The organism is Mucilaginibacter galii (assembly GCF_014635825.1).
Taxonomy (GTDB): Bacteria; Bacteroidota; Bacteroidia; order Sphingobacteriales; family Sphingobacteriaceae; genus Mucilaginibacter; species Mucilaginibacter galii.
Map to the genome: position 1 here is coordinate 100,338 of NZ_BMDO01000004.1, position 16,495 is coordinate 116,832.

Genomic DNA, 16,495 nt, shown 5'->3' on the forward strand with positions numbered 1-16,495 from the left:
AGATAAAATATGAAAGATCAAACTAAAATTATTGCAGCGCTTTTAGTAGGTGCTGCAGCAGGTGCGGCAATAGGTTTATTATTAGCCCCCGAAAGTGGCTCTGAGCTTAGAGAAGACATTGCCGATTACGTGAACGATTTAGTTGAGAAAACTAAAGACAAAGCCAAAGTTACTGCCGACGATGTGAAAGAGTATAGCACCACTTTGGTAGACAAAGCTAAAACCAAATTTAATGGTGTATTAGGTACTTTGTCTGACTATAAAGACGAAGCAGAAGGTAAAATTGACCAGGCTAAAGCTTACGCAGGTGATGCTTACGAAGAAGGTAAATCAAAATTCAAAGGCGAAGCCGATGATTTGAATAGCACCGTTCAAAACGCATAAGCGAAAAGCATAATATAAAAAAAGCCTTTAGTGAGTTGCTAAAGGCTTTTTTTATGACTAGTTGTTATGCCGTAATTGCACATATTCATCAGCAATCATTACAAAAAGTTTATCGTTATCGCTCGATTCGTCAAAGCTTTCGAGCAGTAATTGCTCAACTTCGGTTTTACCCATATTTGCCGCCAGTATTTTGAGCATGCGGTAAGAGGTCATGTTAATATGCTCTAAAAGTTGCAGGTAAAGAATAATATCTATATCGTTTAATAACGTGCTTTGCAAGCCATATTCCTGCGGTTCAAAAGCATCTTTAAACACGGTTATAATGGGCACACAGTTTTCTTTGGCAGGTTGTGCGTCAATCAGGTCGTATATTTTTTCAATACGCTTAACCTGCTTATTCACATCTTCCCAAGTTTCGTCCAAACCCTGCTTTAACTTTTTGAACGACGAAAGTTTGTTTAAATCGGGGAGGTGTTTTTGAAGATATCTTTTACCAAAGTAAATCCGGTTAAGGTGGTGTACAAAGTGTTCTTTGATCACTTCTGAATTTGCGGGGTTAATTAAGTTTGCATCCATGCGTCTGTGAGGTGAGTGTTAAGCTTTTTTTCTTATTAATGCTGTAACAATAAAGAAGTGATTTTGTATTTAAAAAACCGTAAATTAACTGTGTTGCAATATAATTATGTAAGAGGATAATTTAGCCGACTTATATTTCCAAGCTGCCAAAAAAGAAAAGTTTTTGAAAATAGAGGCTGATTTTTTTTAATATGTATGCGATTACAGTAAGGCTTTGAGTATAAAAAATGAGATTTTAGCAACGGTAAAGCAAAGGAAAAATAAGCATTGTTAGTCTCCGCTCTTTACACCGAACTCGCTCTTCAAAACCCAATCTCTTCTAAAGCTCTTTACGCAAACGTGCCACCGGAATGTTCATTTGCTCGCGGTATTTGGCTACTGTACGGCGGGCAATGTTGTAACCCTGTTCCTTTAAGATCTCGGTCAGCTTTTCATCTGCCAGCGGATGGCGCTTGTCTTCGCCGCCAATGTGTTCTTCCAGAATCTTTTTAACCTCTTTGTTCGATACTTCTTCGCCGCTTTCGGTTTGAATTGCTTCGGAGAAAAATGATTTTAGCAGGAATGTACCAAATTCAGTTTGCACATATTTAGAGTTAGCCACACGCGATACCGTTGATATATCCATGCCAATACGGTCGGCTATATCTTTCAATATCATGGGGCGCAGGTTCTTTTCATCACCTGTAAGGAAGAACTCGTATTGATACTGCATAATGGCATTCATGGTTTTCAGCAGCGTTTGCTGGCGCTGCTTAATGGCATCAATAAACCATTTCGCCGAATCGAGTTTTTGCTTTACAAATTGCACCGCCTCTTTCATCTTTTTATCACGCTGAGAAGCCTTGTCGTAATGCTCAAACATTTCCTGGTAAGAGCGGCTTACACGGAGTTCAGGCGCGTTTTTAGAGTTCAGCGTTAATATAAGTACTCCATCGTTATTACTGATGTGAAAATCGGGGATTACCTGGTGTTGTTTTGTATTTACTTCGTTAGAGTCGCCAGGTTTAGGGTTCAGCTTTAATATCTCGTTAATTACCCCACGCAACTCTATAGAGTTCATGTTTAACGATTTTTCCAGCTTATCATAGTGTTTGCGGGTAAACTCGTCGAGGTAATGTTCAACTACCAATATAGCTTTAGTAGTAATGGGGTCGCCGGTGTCTTTTCGCCGTAACTGTATAAGCAGGCATTCCTGTAAAGTTCGTGCACCCACTCCCGGGGGGTCAAAACTTTGAATTACCTTCAGCATTTCTTCCACCTCTTCATCCTCGGCCATTACGTTCTGCGAAAAGGCCAGATCGTCGGTTAACGACATAATAGGCCTGCGGAGGTAACCATCGTCATCTAAACTACCAATAATTTGCTGGCCAATACGAAAGTCTTTATCCGCTAAAGGCAACAGATCAAGTTGCGCCTGTAAGTTTTCAAAAAAAGAACTCTGAATAGCTATCGGCATTTCTTTACGCTCTTCCTCATCGTCGCCGTTTTGGTCGTAGCGTGAGCCGTATTCGTTTACATTGTCTTCCTGCAGGTAATCGTCTATATTAAACTCGTCAAAATCATTGCTTTCCTCATTGCCAGATGAATAATCTTCATCCGGGTCGCGATCCGGATATTGTTCCTCCGGCTCGGTCATGTTAGTGAGGCTCAGGTCTTCAAGTGCAGGATTTTCTTCCAGCTCCTCCTTAATACGCGTGTCAAGCGATACTGTAGGCACCTGTAGCAGCTTTATAAACTGTATTTGCTGAGGTGATAGCTTTTGTAAAAGTTTTTGTTGAAGGTTCTGTTTTAACATAAGAGTAGACTACGCCAAAAATACATGAATAGGCGGTATTAACAAAAAGTAAATTTGAGTTAGATTATTGGTTAATGTTAAAGCCGTTCTTTTGTTTGGCTAAACAAAAATTTTTAATGTGACCGTGGAAATAGTAATTTAGCCTTATACAAACTAAATACTTGCTGCCATGTCGTTTATTAAAGAGTTTAAAGAATTTGCCGTTAAAGGCAATGTATTAGATTTAGCCGTTGCTGTTGTAATAGGCGGTGCTTTTGGTAAAATTGTAAGTTCGTTGGTAGAGGATATTATAACCCCGGCCATATTGACTCCTGCATTAAAGGCAGCAAATTTATCAAATCTTAGTCAACTGGTAATACCGGGCACAGCTATTAAGTATGGTAATTTCCTGTCGCAAATTATCTCTTTTATTATCGTAGCTTTTGCTTTATTTTTATTTATTAAAGCCATAAATCGCTTTAACAAAAAAGAAGCTGTAGCACCAACAGTAGTTCCTGCCCCAACCAAAGAAGAAGTATTGCTGACCGAGATTCGCGATATATTAGCAGCTAAAGCCTAAAAGCTTTTACGCAGCCTTCCGTCGGTAATGATGATATAACTGTTGCTTTTGTTATACTTGCTCCAATCGGGCTGGTCAAATTGCTCGCTGGCAAAAGCCGCAACGTTGATTATACGCGCAGCAGGTGCATACTTTTTAAGTTGTGCTGCTGCGCCTAACTTATCTTCGCTGTGAAAACCGCCGTTAACCTGCATTACTTTACTGCTGCTGTGGTTTTTAAGGTATTTAGCTATTGACCAGGCCATGGTAGCATCCCACAGATTTTGCGATTGATAAATTTGCATACCACCCATACCGGCATGGCCGCCCATAATTTCTACAAACTTGTTGTAATAAGCGCCTGTAGCTGTATCAACAGGCAGGGGAGGTAGGTATGCTTTAGCGGCTGCATCCAGTTGTTCCAGGCTTTTTAGCCCAAGGCGGGTAACGCGATTGGTATAACGGCTTGGCGCATTGGCTGCAATAACAGGCAGTTTATTGGCTTTGGCCAGTTCTACCAATGGCCTGTAGTCTTTATAATTTGGCCAGGCACGTGCATCACTAATAAGGTTTTTCTCACGTATCAGCCCGTTAAGATATTCGTTTAAGATAGGCTGCGTGTCTGTCTCAAACATTTCTAAAGACAATGCAGCTTTAGCCGGATGCTTTTCTGCGAGCTTAGTAAGCAAAGCCAACTCAATGGTGTGGCCAATTGAATCGTTGTGCTCTTCACCATAGAATAACACGTCGGCTTTGGCCATGTCATTAATGATGTCATCAAGCGTGGCTGGCTTTTGTGTAGCGGTGTTATATATTTTATAATTAACTTGAGCTATGCCTAAAAGAGGCAGGCAAAGCATTAAGATGAATAGTGTTTTTTTCATTCAGCAGGTATTTGAATGGTTAAATTACGGGCAAAAACTGATAAAACTAAATAGTAATAATTATATTTGATTACTTAAAAATAAACGCTAAATTTGCACTCCCGTTTTTAAGGAATAACGATTACACAACATAACAATCATGAAAAGAACGTTTCAGCCGTCTCAACGTAAAAGAAGAAACAAACACGGTTTCCGTGAGCGCATGTCAACTGCTAACGGCAGAAGAATTTTAGCTGCAAGAAGAGCTAAAGGCAGATCAAGATTATCAGTTTCTGACGAACGTCGTCACAAAGCATAATATAGGTTGCTTGCCCTATGTTAATGGGGTTGGTGCCGTTATTTAATACTTTCGGTTTACCAGTATAAGCAATAATGTACACTTTTAAAAAGGAAGAACGGCTATGTAATAAAAGGCTTTTAGAACAGCTTTTTAGTAGCGGTTCTTCCTTTTTGTGCTATCCTTTCCGGGTATCGTGGTTACAGGCAACGCTACCCGAGCCCGTTGCTGTACAAGTAGTATTTGCAGTTGCTAAAAAGCGTTATCGCCGCGCGGTTGATCGTAACCTCATTAAGAGGCGTACACGCGAGGCTTACCGTATGCACAAGGAGGAACTGTTGTATGATGCGCTACAGGAGCAAAACAGGCAAATCATTTTATCGGTCAATTACATTGGTAAAGAGATCAATGATTTTGCTTTGATGGATAAAAAGATGGTGAAGCTTTTGGTTCAATTAAGCGAACAAATTAATGCAAGCCATCTTAAAGTTGTTTAAACGGGCTATAAGCGCATTGTTTATTGGTTTAATTAAATTGTATCAATTTACTTTATCGCCTATATTAGGAGCTTCGTGCAGGTTTACGCCAACTTGTTCGCACTATGGTTTAGAAGCCATTCGTAAACATGGGCCCTTTAAGGGTGGATGGCTTACGTTAAAAAGAATAGGCCGTTGCCATCCATGGGGTGGTCACGGTCCAGATCCGGTACCTTAATTGTTTCTTACATGAGTTTATTGCTGCAAATAGAAACTGCCACCACGGCCTGCTCAGTTGCTTTAGTACAACAAGGAGAGGTTTTGGCTGTAAAGGAGCTTAACGAGCGTAATATACACGCCGAAGTTATTACCGTTTTTATTGAAGAACTCTTTAAGCAAGCTCAAAAATCTTACGCAGAATTAGACGCTATTGCGGTTAGTAGCGGGCCCGGTTCTTATACCGGTTTGCGCATTGGGGTATCTACCGCCAAAGGATTATGCTACGGTTTGGACAAGCCGCTTATTGCCGTAGAAACGCTGCAAGCCATGGCCGATGGAATGGCTGCCGCTATAAATGATAAGGACCTTTTGCTTTGCCCTATGATTGATGCCCGCCGTATGGAGGTTTATACTGCTTTGTTTGATGCTGAGGGTAACCGTATCCGGCCAACATCTGCCGAAATTATTGGCGAAAACAGCTACGCCGAACTGCTTAGCACACGCAAGATCTTGTTTTTTGGCGATGGCGCTGCTAAATGCCGCGAGGTCTTGGGTAAACATGCAAACGCCAGCTTTGATATTGAATTTGCCAATTCGGCCGTTTATCTTACCCAAGGTGCTATAGCCGCCTTCAACAATCAAGCATTTGCAGATGTGGCTTACTATGAGCCATTTTACCTGAAAGATTTTATTGCCGGTAAAAAGGCTGCACCGCAGAGATAATAGTATTTAATTAAAGGCTTTACGCCATGCCTTGCCTAAAGGCCCTTGTTCCCCACCATTAGAGTAATAGCTTTCCGTTTTCCAGCGCTCTATTTTCTTTCCAAATTTGAAGGAGAAGCCAAGGTAAATGCTGCCGCCCGAGTGCGACATGGTTTTGGTAATGGCGTCTTCGTTCTCACCACTGGCACTATATAGGTTCATGCTGCGGTTAAGTTGTTCGCTGCCAATAAAAAACTCAAAATTGGGTGTTTTATACATGAGTTGCAGGCCCAGGTCAAACAACTTATCCTCGTTCATTATACCACTCACAGTAGTTCCAAAACTGCCGAATTGAACATTGTTAACTAAAGCTGCCGCTGTACCATAGCCGTATACCTGCCTGGATATAATGGCCGTAGGCAAATAAGTAATAGTACCGAACTGAAACTTTTTAGCCGCCGAAAACTCAGCCCTCCCTACAATAGGTTTGGTGAAGGGTTTGGTTTCGGGCATTTTTTCTATCAGCCTTGTTAAGGCATCGCTTACATTTATTTCGCGCCTGGTAGTGTTAAGTCCTTGTATGCGGGTAGTATTATTGAATGTGTAGGTAGTGGCATTGCCTGCCCAGCGTATAAAGCCCAGGTCTTTAAGGTTGCCCTGCAAAATAATGCCGCCGGGGGCAATGTAGGTAGCACCTATGCTTCCGGCCAAACCAATATTTTTAAAGGTTGGTAATAAACTGCGTTTGCTGAATTTACCTAATTGGTAAGTACTTTGAAATATGCCTTTTAACCGCCAGTCGGCAGTGCCACCTGCCGCCGGATTGTTAGTGCCACGATCAATAATGTTCAACGCCGATTCGTCGATCTTTAAATTGTTGTAAGCTATACCCGATAGTAAGCTCAATTTGATCCCCACTGAAAAATCTTTGGTCACCTTTTCGCGGTACGTGGCGCTAAACTGGTGAAAGCTCTCGTAGAAGGCTTTGTTGTTAAATATATCCTGATAATTATTGTCAGTAAATTTTTGAATCCCGTTAAACAGGGCTACTGTTTCATCGGTTACATGACCGCGGCCATTGCCTTTAATTTGGTATGATATACCTATTTCCTGCCGTCCTCCAACGCTGGTATACAGCTTTAACATGCCTAAATACACATTTACGTTGGCTAAGGCATTATTGTATTGATTTTGCCCTACAGTAATGGCTTCGTTATTATACTTGCCTAAAAAGAGCCTCGATTTTAAGGTGTACTGGGTGTTTCCTTGCAAGTAAGTGTTAATGGTAAAATTAGGTATTAGAAAATTAAATGCAATATTCCTGCTCGAATCAGGGATAAAAGCTGCTTGAGATGGATTTTCAAAAGAATCGAACAATGTGCCTGTATTGTATTGGGCAAAACGCTGCGCATAAGCAGCAAAGCTAAACAAGCTTAGCAGGCAACAAATCAAGAGTTTAGTCATTCAGGGTATAAGCAATAGTAATTGTTAAAGAACGATAAATTTTTGTATTTGTTACCTTTATTGTAACAAGACCATTACTTGCGCACAGTGGTTGTATCGGGTGTAATGAGTTTAACGCAAAGGTTTGTATAAAACTGGTTATCGGATGCGGATAGCTGGTAAGATGCTGCGTAGTAATTTTTAAATCCGGGCTGCTGTTGGTATGCTTTTGCATAAGGCTTTTTCAATGTTTGCTTAAATACACTGCCGGCATTTTTAAAATGGATAAAGAAGCTTACATTACAGCGTTGCGCCGTTAAGTTGTTAAACTCAATAAACTCTTCGCCCTTGCTAATAAATGCATTGTTAAGGTAGTTTTCCTTGTAGTTGCTTAGTTCGCGCTGGGTATTAGCTAACACCATGTAGTTATCCATGATCATGAAATATGGCCGCCTGAAAGGTGCAAGAGCATCACCTAATAAAAATAAGGGTACCTGGTTGTAATTAAGCTGGCCAATTTCATCATTAACCATATTACTAACGTTATTAAAAAACGGCCTGAGCGATGCGCCGTTCTTAACTTTAATAATAGCCAGCCTTTCCTGAAAACGAGTAGTCACTACAGCAAATTCATTATCAATCAGGCTTTTAAATTCTTTATCTAACTGTACGCCGGTTTCCGCTTTAATTTGAGAAAACAGTTTAGATTTTTCTTTATCAAAACCTGCTTTTTGCTGCCATGCGGCCAGTAACTGCAAAAAATGTTTCATATCGTCGACTGCGTAACTGTTGCTGTACGCAGTAGTTACAGGAAACAAGTTTACGAGCGACATAGGGACAGGTTTCATCCCCGTGAACAGATTGAGATAGCTGGTCGCCTTATTTTTGTTAACGCTGGTAAAACCGTTAAACATCAGGGCATCGCTTTTATAATTGAGGCTGAGTGCCGTAGTGGCCGGTAGTAAATCTAAACCTTTCCAAAGGTCAGTATTGTCGGTTTTGTATAATTGGGCAAGTAGCGGATTAAGTTGTGAATAGTTGATATACAAACTGCTCAACAGGGTAGAGTTTTGCTGGTCGGGCAGTAAACTGAAGGCACTTTTTTCGCTGGGTTTATATTTTAAGTCTTCTTCAATTAAGGCTCGCGAAAAGCTTCCTATCCATATATTGCTGCCGCGGTTGGCAAAGAAAAAATTTTTATCGAGCGAATCTATGTGAATGCTGTAAGCCTTTTTGCCTGAAATATTAAGTGAAGATAATTTAATGTTTGCTGCGGTCTTGCTTTTTAGCCATTCAGTTAACCCTTGATCTACGAGGCTTGACGCAGGCACGGTAAGCAGGTAATCTAAACTATCGGTTGCCTGTGGATGAATAGAAATAAAAATATCTTCTGCCGAAAAGTGTTCTTTAAGCAATGGGTAACCTAACAGGGTATGACGCAAAGCATCCAGCTCTCGCATTTTTTGCTTACCGGTTATTGAGGAGAACAGTTCACTTTTGCTATAGATGTCGTAAAAGCTGCTGTCGTTATTAAACTGAAAAATGAAAGCTGCGGATGCAGGAATAGTATTAACAACCTGGTTTACCCGCTTGCCCGGAGGGTTGAGGTGTTTGAAATAGGTAAGCGTTATCATCACGGTAGCCGCTAATAAAATAAGGGTGATGATAATCTGTCGTTTCATAATTTTATAATTAGGCAAATGTAGAATTTTTACCTTGTGCCAATAAAGGAATACGTGCAATTGGTTAATTTAGCTGCATATAACCTGTACATGAATAAAAAAATTGTTGTAACTGCGGCTATATTAGGTATGGTGGCTGTTATTACCGGGGCTTTTGGTGCACACGCGCTTAAAGAGCTGGTAACTCCCAAATATTTGCAAACCTGGGGTACAGCTGTTCAATATCATTTTTACCATGTTTTTGCGTTATTATTTCTGGCAGTTCTCAATCGCTCAAGTAGTAAACTAATAAACACCAGTTACTGGTTATTTACCTTAGGCATTCTTTTGTTTTCGGGCTCGTTGTATGCGTTAACGCTCCTTAGTATTCATCCATCGGGCGTAATGAGTATACTTGGCCCTATAACACCCTTAGGCGGTGTACTGTTCATAGTCGGCTGGTTTACCCTGGCGCTGGCTGCCTGGAAAGAAAAATAACATGTTAGAATTTAATGAAACTCAACATACCGATCGAATTACGCTTTTTGCCGAGGTAATACTGCCTTTGGCTATTTCCAAAAACTATACGTACCGTGTGCCTTACGAGTTGAATGATGTGGTAGAAGTAGGTAAGCGGGTAGTAGTGCAGTTTGGCAAAAGCAAATTGTATACTGCTGTTATTAATGATATTACCGAGGTTGCTCCCGAAAGATACCAGGCCAAATACTTAATGGAAGTGCTGGACGACCGCCCCGTGGTTACCACCCAGCAACTCGACTTTTGGAAATGGCTGGCCGATTATTACCTATGCAATACCGGCGAAGTAATGGCCGCTGCCCTGCCTGCGGCCCTCAAACTGGCCAGCGAAACCCGCATCATGTTAAACCCTGACGGCGAGGTAGACCGCTCGCTGCTGCACGATAAAGAGTTTTTAATTGTTGATGCGCTCGACATTCAGCCTATACTCACCGTGAGCGATATTGTAAAACTGCTGGGGCAAAAGATCGTGATGCCGGTGCTCAAATCGATGTTCGATAAGAACATTATTCATATTTCTGAAGAAGTAAGCGAGCGGTATAAACCTCGTAAACGTGCCTACGTCAGGCTCAATCCTTTTTATCAGGATCAGGAAATGCTAAAGGAGTTGTTTGTTCAGTTAGAACGTCGGGCGCCCAAGCAAGCCGATGCGGTACTCGCCTACATCAAACTATCGCGCGAGCAGAAGCAGATCTCCAAAAATGATTTGATGGAAGCCAGCGGAGTAGGTGCGTCCATCATAAAATCGCTGACAGAAAAAGAGGTATTCTTCATCGAAGAAAAGAATGTTAGCCGGCTTTACTATGAAGATAACAGTGAGTTTGCAACTTTTGAGTTAAGCGATGTGCAGCAAAATGTTTTAGAAGATATACAAGACCAGTTCAAGCAAAAAGAAGTGGTTTTGCTGCATGGCGTAACATCCTCGGGTAAGACGGAGATCTACATCAGGCTGGTAGAAGAGGCCATTGCTGCTGGTAAACAGGTGTTGTATCTACTACCCGAAATTGCTTTGACCACGCATGTAATTGAGCGTTTGCGCAAATATTTCGGTAACGATATTGGTGTTTACCATTCCCGTTTTAATGATAATGAGCGGGTAGAGGTTTGGCAAAAAGTTTTAAACCATGAGTATAAGGTAGTGCTGGGTGCCCGGTCGTCCGTATTTTTACCGTTCGATAATTTGGGATTAGTGATTATTGATGAGGAGCACGAAACCTCGTACAAGCAGTTTGACCCTGCCCCGCGTTATAATGCACGCGATGCTGCCATCTACCTGGCCAACCGTTATCAGGCCAAAGTGCTGCTGGGTTCGGCCACACCTTCGTTCGAATCTTATTTTAACGCCCGTACCAAAAAGTACGGCTTCGCCGAGTTAACGGAGCGCTTTGGCGGTGTAAGCTTGCCCGAAACGAAAGTGGTTAGCATTACCGAAGAGATGAAACGTAAAACCATGCAGTCGCATTTTACCAGTGTGCTCATGGAAGCTATTGAGGAAGCCTTAAAAAGTAAAGAACAGGTAATTCTTTTTCAAAACCGCCGCGGTTATGCTCCTGTGCTGGTTTGCCGCGTTTGTGCTTTCACACCCCGTTGCATTAATTGCGATGTAAGCTTAACTTACCATAAAAGCAGCAGCCATTTGCATTGCCATTATTGCGGCTATAAAGAAGAATCATTGAGTATTTGCCCCGCTTGCGGCTCTACGCATCTGGAGTATAAAGGCTTCGGTACCGAGAAGATCGAGGACGAACTGCAGGTGCTTTTGCCTGATGCTCGCATTGCCCGTATGGACCTGGATACCACCCGTGCACGTAATGCTTATCAAAACCTGCTGAACGACTTAGAAGAAAAACGTATAGACATATTGGTGGGTACCCAGATGGTGGCTAAGGGGCTGGATTTTTCGGACGTAACGGTTATTGGCATCATCAACGCCGACAGCTTATTAAAATACCCCGACTACCGTGCTAACGAACGCAGTTTTCAAATGCTGGCACAGGTAAGCGGTAGGGCAGGGCGCCGTGGTAAGCAGGGAAAGGTAGTTATACAAACATACAACCCCGAGCACCGCGTAATTGACCAGGTGATTCGTAATGATTATAAGGAGCTGTATTTAACTGAGATAGAAGAGCGAAAAAGCTTTAAGTATCCTCCGTTTTACCGCATTATACAAATGGATATCAAACACCGGGATGCCGAGAAGCTGTATCACCAGGCAGAATATTTGGGCGTTGAGCTGCGCAAGCATTTCGGCGACCGGGTTATAGGGCCCGAGTATCCGCTTATCAGCCGTATCCGTAATTTCTACATTAAATCTATCATGCTCAAATTTGAGCGCGATACTATTTCCATCGTGAAAGTGAAAGCCGTTATCCGCGATGTTATACAGGAGTTTCAAACCACCAAGCTAAGCAAAGGCTGCATTGTGCAACCCGATGTTGATCCTTATTAAATCGATTGCCTCCTTAACCTGATTTGCCGTGATAATAGCTGTGTAGCCTATACAGGGACTTGCTTGATTCTATTGAATAAGAATTATTTTTACTTGGCTATTTACCAATCCATTAAATGAATGAGGGTTAATTGTTGACGGCAAATCTTCTCAAATGGTCATTTTTAGCTTAGATTTGTCGTAGAAATGGCTTATAAGTTTATAGATAATTATCGCGAAAAAGGTGCACGTAAACGGCTTGTTGAACTGCTGAAAAAGAAAGGTATTGAAGATGAGCAGGTGTTGCAGGCTATTAATAAAGTACCCCGTCATTTCTTTTTTGATGAAACTTTCTGGAATCAGGCCTATAAAGATATTGCCTTCCCGATAGGTGAGGGGCAAACCATTTCGCAGCCCTACACGGTGGCTTACCAGTCTGAATTGTTGCATATTCACAAAGGACAAAAGGTATTAGAAATAGGTACCGGCTGCGGCTACCAAACTTGCGTTTTGTTAGAGTTAGGTGCCAGCGTTTATACCATTGAACGCCAGGAAAAACTTTACGAGCGTACTATACAGGTACTGCCTTACATGGGCTATAAACCGCACTTCTTCCTGGGCGATGGCTCCAAAGGTATTGAGGCACACGCCCCTTACGATAAGATTATTGTAACTGCCGGAGCACCAACGGTACCCGAGGTTTTATTGCGCCAGCTCAATATAGGTGGCTTATTGGTTATACCTGTAGGAGACGAAAAGGAGCAAAAGATGATCACCATTTTAAAGGTTGCTGAAAACGACTATGAAAAGGTAGTTTTAGATACTTTCAGATTTGTGCCTTTAGTAGGAGATAAGGCTTGGTAGAGCTAAGAGCCAAGAAACGAGAGCCAAGATTGAAAACTAAGTAGTCTTGTTTCTTGTCTCTTATCTCTCGGTTCTTTCGTTAATTATCTCTTCATTGCCCTATCCATTTCCACTTTTACATCGCGCTCTTTCATGGTTTCGCGTTTATCAAAGGTTTTTTTACCTTGGGCAAGACCAATCTTTAATTTGGCAAAACCACGCTCGCTAATAAACATCGCCAGTGGGATAATGGTCAACCCTTTTTCTTCGGTACGGGTTTTTAGCTTTTTAAGTTCTTTTTTATTGAGGAGCAATACGCGGTCGCGTTTGTACTCGTGGTTGTAAAATGAGCCATGCGTATATTCAGATATGTGCATGTTTCGCACATACAACTGCTCGTTAATGAAAGTACAAAAGGCATCGCCCAGGTTTACTTTGCCTTCGCGGATAGATTTGATCTCGGTGCCAAGTAACTTAATACCGGCGGTATACTCATCTAATATAGCGTATTCAAAATATGCTTTTTTATTTTTAATGTAAAGTTGTTCGTTCATGGCTGAGCCTGCAAATATGCAAATTATTTTTTGGGTGCTTTTACCACCAGCACCGGTACATTTACCAAGTGCCTTACTGTATCAACAGTAGTGCCATAAATGAGATCTTTAACCGCTTTATGCCCGTGCGACCCCATGACCAAAAAATCGATAGCTTCCTGGTTTACTACTGCGGCTATCGCTTGTCCACGTGCACCATAACCAATATGTGCTACGGCATTGTAGCCCAACTCTTTTAGCGCGCTCACATACTGCTCCATATTATCAAAGTCGCTTTGCGTTTCATAATCCATAACCTGTGTGCCATGATAACGTGCACCTGCAGTTTCAACCACATGGATAAGCGTGTAAGAGGCTTTTTTGCCTCCCTGCATTAGCGCATGTTTAATAGAAGTTTGGTCGTTTTTTGAAAAGTCGATAGCTACGCCAATATGGCTATATGCAATTACATCCACATCACCAATTGCAGATGCAATACCATGAGGAATACTGGCCACCTCGGTTTGCCGCTTGCTAATAAAGGGTTTTACGAACACGTAAACCAGCAACACACCTACAGCCAAAGCCAGCGGAACAACCAGGAAGTGGATGATAAAGCCCGAATCGCGATTAGCTTCGCTCCATTTTGTGATTTCTTCAATTACCAAGCGGCCGTTTAAAACCACAATAAGTAAGGCACAAAGCCAGGCCAGCACTTTAATATACGGCTTAATTACAAAGTTGCCCATCGTTAGCTTATCCGACGTGAAATGGATAAGCGGTATCACCGCAAAGCCTAACTGCAAGCTCAATATTACTTGGCTTAGTACCAGCAAGCGGCTTAAACCGGTTTCGCCGGCGTACAGCAAGGTTAAAAAAGCTGGTATAATGGCCAGCATTCGGGTAAGCAACCTACGTAGCCATGGAGCTATACGTAAGTTTAAGTGCCCCTCCATAATGATTTGGCCAGCAAGAGTTCCTGTAATGGTAGAGCTTTGTCCGGCAGCTATCAACGCAATGGCAAACAATTTAGGTGCTAAACTGCCGAATATATTGCTCAACAATTTATGAGCATCTTCTATTTCAGCAATTTGATGGTAGCCATTTCTGAAAAATGCACTGGCGGCCAGTATTAAAATGGCGGCGTTTACTAAAAATGCCAGGTTTAGTGCAATGGTGGTATCCCATAAATTAAACTTTAAAGCACTGCGGATGCCCTTATCGCTGCGGTCAATTTTACGGGTTTGCACCAGCGAGGAGTGAAGGTACAGGTTATGCGGCATTACCGTGGCTCCAATAATACCAATGGCAATGTACAGGGCATCATTGTTCATGGCCGTTGGTAAAAAGCCCTTAGCCAGTTCGGGCAAATCGGGTTTTACAATGATCATCTCTATCAGGAAAGATAAACCTACAATGAAAATGAGCGATACAATAAACCCTTCTAAACGGCGCATACCTTTATTGAGCAAGAATAGCAGGAGCAAGGTATCAAGCATCGTAATAGAAACACCCCATATTAGCGGTAGTCCGAATAGTAATTGCAAGCCAATAGCCATACCAATGATCTCGGCCAAATCGCAGGCTATAATGGCTATTTGAGCCAGTACGTACAGACAAAAATTAACAAAGCGTGGGTAGGTTTTTTTTGAGGCTTGTGCAATATCCAATCCGCGTACAATACCCAACCTTGCGCTTAACGATTGCAATAGTAAAGCAATGAGGTTCGACATGAGCAGCACCCAAATCAATCTGTACCCAAACTGACTGCCCGCCTGTAAATCCGTAGCCCAGTTGCCGGGATCCATATATCCCACACTAATTAGGTAAGCAGGACCAATAAAGGCCATTACTTTACGCCAGCCTGTCTTATTCTCTGTTTCTACCGAGCCGTGTACACTGCCTAAAGATTCGCTGTTAGTACTCATATTGCAATCAATATATTTTTAGCCACTTCGCGGCTGATGTTCATTTCTTTATTTGTCGTCTTTAACGAAACCGAAATATCATAATCGCTTAAATCGGTTACGGTAATGGTTTCGCCTATTATTAATTGTGTTTTTTCGAGGTACTGCAAAAAAGCAGGAGAGTGGTCGGCCACACCGGCAATTATGCCGCTTTGATGCTTTGATAGCTGCAACGCCGGTTGTAACTGCTGATTGATGATTTGCCCTTTATTATTTGGTATGGGGTCGCCGTGAGGATCGTAAGCCGGGCAGCCCATAAACTCATCGAGCCGGTCTATCAATTTGGCTGAAGAAATATGCTCCAGTTCTTCTGCCATATCATGCACTTCATCCCACTTAAAATTTAATTTTTCTACCAGGAAACATTCCCATAAGCGATGCTTGCGTACAATACCCAAGGCAATACTTTCACCATTAGTAGTTAAAGTAACACCCTGATAACGTGCGTAGTGAATGAGTTTTTTATCGCTCAGTTTCTTTAGCATATCGGTTACTGAGGCCGCTTTGGTACCCAAGGATGCCGCAATATCATTTGTTGTAGCACTTTGCCTGCGCACGAGCAAATGATAGATGGCTTTAAGGTAGTTTTCTTCTGTAAATGAGTGCATTTATACAAATCTAATATAAAATTTAGATTAGCCTAAATTTTTAAACTTAAAGAATTAACTTTTGTTTATCATATTGCATAAAAAATTTTATTTTGTGAAATCCTGATATATCTTTGTAAACATGGGTGCCGAATTAGATAAGATAGACTTACAAATACTTAAAATACTTCAAGAGAACGGACGTATTACCAACCTGCAACTTTCAAACGAAATAGGACTATCGCCTGCACCTACCTTGGAGCGCGTGCGTAAACTTGAAAATGCAGAATATATTAAAAGTTACCATGCACTGGTGGACGAGGAAAAGCTTGGCCTGGGTATCAAAACGTTTATACAGGTTTCGCTCGATTTTCATAAAAGTAACACGATTGATATTTTCCTGAAGGAAATACAAAAGATCAAAGAAATTACGGAGTGCCACCACGTTACCGGTCAATGTGATTTTTTGCTGAAGGTTTACGTGCGCGATATTAAATTGTATGAGCAACTCATTATGGATAAGATAAGCCGCATCCCCGTGGTTAAAACTTTTCAGACCATGATGATCATGTCTACCAGTAAAAAAGAACCTACGGTGCCGTTGGAGTACTAATTTTCAATCAAAATCCTGATACTATTCATACG

18 protein-coding genes are annotated in these 16,495 nt (G+C 41.7%); 10 read left to right on the forward strand and 8 right to left on the reverse strand.

What is annotated here, in order from left to right:
- The first annotated feature begins 9 nt into the window (after positions 1-9).
- Complete coding sequence (locus tag IEV61_RS08905) at positions 10-384, forward strand: YtxH domain-containing protein (RefSeq protein ID WP_188415791.1); 375 nt, start codon at positions 10-12, stop codon at positions 382-384.
- A gap of 57 nt (positions 385-441) precedes the next feature.
- Here the strand turns inward: IEV61_RS08905 and IEV61_RS08910 are convergent, their stop codons facing one another.
- Together IEV61_RS08910 and rpoN are read right to left on the reverse strand one after the other, a co-directional pair.
- Positions 442-960 carry a DUF892 family protein gene (locus tag IEV61_RS08910; RefSeq protein ID WP_188415793.1) on the reverse strand — a complete coding sequence of 173 codons (519 nt, stop codon included), beginning with the start codon at positions 958-960 and terminating at the stop codon, positions 442-444.
- 319 nt (positions 961-1,279) lie between these two features.
- Positions 1,280-2,755 carry an RNA polymerase factor sigma-54 gene (gene rpoN, locus IEV61_RS08915; protein ID WP_188415795.1) on the reverse strand — a complete coding sequence of 492 codons (1,476 nt, stop codon included), beginning with the start codon at positions 2,753-2,755 and terminating at the stop codon, positions 1,280-1,282.
- 169 nt (positions 2,756-2,924) lie between these two features.
- Here rpoN and mscL point away from each other — a divergent pair, with 169 nt between their 5' ends.
- A complete protein-coding gene (mscL, locus tag IEV61_RS08920) occupies positions 2,925-3,314 on the forward strand; it encodes a large-conductance mechanosensitive channel protein MscL (protein ID WP_188415797.1) in 390 nt (129 codons plus the stop codon).
- Here the strand turns inward: mscL and IEV61_RS08925 are convergent.
- A complete protein-coding gene (locus IEV61_RS08925; RefSeq protein ID WP_188415799.1) occupies positions 3,311-4,177 on the reverse strand; it encodes a ChaN family lipoprotein in 867 nt (288 codons plus the stop codon). The genes mscL and IEV61_RS08925 overlap by 4 nt on opposite strands.
- A gap of 139 nt (positions 4,178-4,316) precedes the next feature.
- On the opposite strand from IEV61_RS08925, the gene rpmH reads away from it, so the two are divergent.
- The 4 genes from rpmH (at position 4,317) to tsaB (ending at position 5,872) form a co-directional block, all read left to right on the forward strand.
- Entirely contained in the window at positions 4,317-4,475 is a 159-nt protein-coding gene (rpmH, locus tag IEV61_RS08930) for a 50S ribosomal protein L34 (protein ID WP_188415801.1), read from the forward strand.
- A gap of 74 nt (positions 4,476-4,549) precedes the next feature.
- Positions 4,550-4,951 carry a ribonuclease P protein component gene (locus tag IEV61_RS08935; RefSeq protein ID WP_188415803.1) on the forward strand — a complete coding sequence of 134 codons (402 nt, stop codon included), beginning with the start codon at positions 4,550-4,552 and terminating at the stop codon, positions 4,949-4,951.
- The gene (gene yidD / locus IEV61_RS08940) at positions 4,926-5,168 is read left to right on the forward strand and encodes a membrane protein insertion efficiency factor YidD (protein ID WP_188415805.1); all 243 of its coding nucleotides are present in this window, start codon (positions 4,926-4,928) and stop codon (positions 5,166-5,168) included. The genes IEV61_RS08935 and yidD overlap by 26 nt, the downstream gene beginning before the upstream one ends.
- Before the next feature lie 11 nt (positions 5,169-5,179).
- Positions 5,180-5,872, forward strand: a complete 693-nt coding sequence (tsaB, locus tag IEV61_RS08945; RefSeq protein WP_188415807.1) for a tRNA (adenosine(37)-N6)-threonylcarbamoyltransferase complex dimerization subunit type 1 TsaB — start codon at positions 5,180-5,182, stop codon at positions 5,870-5,872.
- 6 nt (positions 5,873-5,878) lie between these two features.
- Here tsaB and IEV61_RS08950 read toward each other — a convergent pair whose 3' ends face one another.
- Positions 5,879-7,315, reverse strand: coding sequence for a DUF5723 family protein (locus IEV61_RS08950; RefSeq protein ID WP_188415809.1), 1,437 nt, complete (start codon positions 7,313-7,315; stop codon positions 5,879-5,881).
- A gap of 74 nt (positions 7,316-7,389) precedes the next feature.
- Entirely contained in the window at positions 7,390-8,976 is a 1,587-nt protein-coding gene (locus tag IEV61_RS08955; protein ID WP_188415811.1) for a hypothetical protein, read from the reverse strand.
- A gap of 90 nt (positions 8,977-9,066) precedes the next feature.
- On the opposite strand from IEV61_RS08955, the gene IEV61_RS08960 reads away from it, so the two are divergent.
- The 3 genes from IEV61_RS08960 to IEV61_RS08970 all read left to right on the forward strand — a co-directional run bounded on the left by IEV61_RS08960 (position 9,067) and on the right by IEV61_RS08970 (position 12,784).
- Complete coding sequence (locus IEV61_RS08960; protein WP_188415813.1) at positions 9,067-9,453, forward strand: DUF423 domain-containing protein; 387 nt, start codon at positions 9,067-9,069, stop codon at positions 9,451-9,453.
- A gap of 1 nt (position 9,454) precedes the next feature.
- Positions 9,455-11,941, forward strand: coding sequence for a replication restart helicase PriA (gene priA, locus IEV61_RS08965; RefSeq protein ID WP_188415815.1), 2,487 nt, complete (start codon positions 9,455-9,457; stop codon positions 11,939-11,941).
- A 186-nt stretch (positions 11,942-12,127) separates the two neighbouring features.
- Entirely contained in the window at positions 12,128-12,784 is a 657-nt protein-coding gene (locus IEV61_RS08970) for a protein-L-isoaspartate(D-aspartate) O-methyltransferase (RefSeq protein WP_188415817.1), read from the forward strand.
- Positions 12,785-12,867: 83 nt separating this feature from the next.
- On the opposite strand, the gene smpB is transcribed toward IEV61_RS08970, so the two are convergent.
- From smpB to IEV61_RS08985, 3 genes are read right to left on the reverse strand one after another with little or no spacing between them, the layout of a single operon-like run.
- Positions 12,868-13,317: an SsrA-binding protein SmpB gene (gene smpB / locus IEV61_RS08975; RefSeq protein ID WP_188415825.1), complete on the reverse strand. Its 450-nt coding sequence runs from the start codon at positions 13,315-13,317 to the stop codon at positions 12,868-12,870.
- Between the two features lie 23 nt (positions 13,318-13,340).
- Positions 13,341-15,224 carry an Nramp family divalent metal transporter gene (locus tag IEV61_RS08980; RefSeq protein WP_188415827.1) on the reverse strand — a complete coding sequence of 628 codons (1,884 nt, stop codon included), beginning with the start codon at positions 15,222-15,224 and terminating at the stop codon, positions 13,341-13,343.
- A complete protein-coding gene (locus IEV61_RS08985; protein ID WP_188415829.1) occupies positions 15,221-15,871 on the reverse strand; it encodes a metal-dependent transcriptional regulator in 651 nt (216 codons plus the stop codon). Before IEV61_RS08985 ends, IEV61_RS08980 begins: the two co-directional genes overlap by 4 nt.
- 121 nt (positions 15,872-15,992) lie before the next feature.
- Here IEV61_RS08985 and IEV61_RS08990 point away from each other — a divergent pair, with 121 nt between their 5' ends.
- Positions 15,993-16,463, forward strand: coding sequence for an Lrp/AsnC family transcriptional regulator (locus IEV61_RS08990; RefSeq protein ID WP_188415831.1), 471 nt, complete (start codon positions 15,993-15,995; stop codon positions 16,461-16,463).
- Positions 16,464-16,495 lie beyond the last annotated feature (32 nt).

Bases quoted from the DNA above. Each gene is read 5' to 3' on its own strand.
- IEV61_RS08905 (WP_188415791.1), top strand. From the start codon at position 10: ATGAAAGATCAAACTAAAATTATTGCAGCGCTTTTAGTAGGTGCTGCA.
- IEV61_RS08910 (WP_188415793.1), bottom strand. From the start codon at position 960: ATGGATGCAAACTTAATTAACCCCGCAAATTCAGAAGTGATCAAAGAA.
- rpoN (WP_188415795.1), bottom strand. From the start codon at position 2,755: ATGTTAAAACAGAACCTTCAACAAAAACTTTTACAAAAGCTATCACCT.
- mscL (WP_188415797.1), top strand. From the start codon at position 2,925: ATGTCGTTTATTAAAGAGTTTAAAGAATTTGCCGTTAAAGGCAATGTA.
- IEV61_RS08925 (WP_188415799.1), bottom strand. From the start codon at position 4,177: ATGAAAAAAACACTATTCATCTTAATGCTTTGCCTGCCTCTTTTAGGC.
- rpmH (WP_188415801.1), top strand. From the start codon at position 4,317: ATGAAAAGAACGTTTCAGCCGTCTCAACGTAAAAGAAGAAACAAACAC.
- IEV61_RS08935 (WP_188415803.1), top strand. From the start codon at position 4,550: ATGTACACTTTTAAAAAGGAAGAACGGCTATGTAATAAAAGGCTTTTA.
- yidD (WP_188415805.1), top strand. From the start codon at position 4,926: ATGCAAGCCATCTTAAAGTTGTTTAAACGGGCTATAAGCGCATTGTTT.
- tsaB (WP_188415807.1), top strand. From the start codon at position 5,180: ATGAGTTTATTGCTGCAAATAGAAACTGCCACCACGGCCTGCTCAGTT.
- IEV61_RS08950 (WP_188415809.1), bottom strand. From the start codon at position 7,315: ATGACTAAACTCTTGATTTGTTGCCTGCTAAGCTTGTTTAGCTTTGCT.
- IEV61_RS08955 (WP_188415811.1), bottom strand. From the start codon at position 8,976: ATGAAACGACAGATTATCATCACCCTTATTTTATTAGCGGCTACCGTG.
- IEV61_RS08960 (WP_188415813.1), top strand. From the start codon at position 9,067: ATGAATAAAAAAATTGTTGTAACTGCGGCTATATTAGGTATGGTGGCT.
- priA (WP_188415815.1), top strand. From the start codon at position 9,455: ATGTTAGAATTTAATGAAACTCAACATACCGATCGAATTACGCTTTTT.
- IEV61_RS08970 (WP_188415817.1), top strand. From the start codon at position 12,128: ATGGCTTATAAGTTTATAGATAATTATCGCGAAAAAGGTGCACGTAAA.
- smpB (WP_188415825.1), bottom strand. From the start codon at position 13,317: ATGAACGAACAACTTTACATTAAAAATAAAAAAGCATATTTTGAATAC.
- IEV61_RS08980 (WP_188415827.1), bottom strand. From the start codon at position 15,224: ATGAGTACTAACAGCGAATCTTTAGGCAGTGTACACGGCTCGGTAGAA.
- IEV61_RS08985 (WP_188415829.1), bottom strand. From the start codon at position 15,871: ATGCACTCATTTACAGAAGAAAACTACCTTAAAGCCATCTATCATTTG.
- IEV61_RS08990 (WP_188415831.1), top strand. From the start codon at position 15,993: ATGGGTGCCGAATTAGATAAGATAGACTTACAAATACTTAAAATACTT.